1 protein-coding gene is annotated in these 882 nt (G+C 33.2%); it reads left to right on the forward strand.

Going from position 1 to position 882, the window contains the following annotated elements:
• Positions 1–269 precede the first annotated feature (269 nt).
• Positions 270–882: FimV/HubP family polar landmark protein (locus GQR46_RS20155; protein WP_277344158.1), on the forward strand; the 613-nt coding region annotated here is incomplete at its 3' end.

Consider the following 882-nt stretch of genomic DNA (forward strand, 5'->3'; position numbering starts at 1 on the left):
CGTTTATTTTTAAAAGTATAAAAACTGATTGATAACACTCAATAAATTAATATTTATAAAGATGTTTTAAGGCATTTATTTTCAAGGTGTTGCGATGGATATTAAGCCTTAACTGGTTTATAGTTTGTAATTGGAATAGAGCTTGCAATAAAAATAGATTGTAATAATAAATGCGAGTCAGTCATTTGGCTGATAACAGCAATAATCAACAATATTTATGCACTTAAGCTTTAAGTGTTTTGTTAATATTTAAATATTAAAGGATCAGCATGCGCGGTTTAGTTACACTTATTATATTAGCGTCTGCATTGATAGTAACGCCAGTTTACTCTCAAGACAGTACCCAATTAAAGGGGCCTAAAGGCGTTGACTATGGTGCGCAAGGGCGATCTATTGGGCCAATTAAACCAACAGACACACTTTGGCGTATAGCGGCTAAAGTGCGCCCAGATAACTCCGTCAGCATTTATCAAGTTATGCAGGCCTTGTATAACAAAAACCCCAACTCATTTTTAGAACAAAATCTTAATCATATTCAAAATGGTGCCTATTTAAAAATCCCTACTTTAGCCGAAATAAAAGGTGTAAATACACAGCTTGCAAAACAACGCTCAGAGCAAGATGATGCGTTATGGGAAAAGAAAAAAAATGGCACGCTTACACAAAGTGAAATTAACTCAGCGCAAACCAAAGTAACTCAAGCACGTAAAATTGACGTAGATGATGCTAAAAAAGAAATACAGAAAGAATTAAATGAAATGAAAACAGAGCAAAGTACCAAGCTGGTTGAGTTACAACAACAGTTTAAGAACTCTGTAGGTAATGTAGAAGAAATTTTAGTTGAGAATAATAATCTTAAAAAACAATTATCAGGTATTTCAA

Origin of the sequence: Pseudoalteromonas sp. Z1A6 (genome assembly GCF_011378745.1) — a bacterium.
In the GTDB taxonomy this organism is placed as follows: Bacteria; Pseudomonadota; Gammaproteobacteria; order Enterobacterales; family Alteromonadaceae; genus Pseudoalteromonas; species Pseudoalteromonas arctica.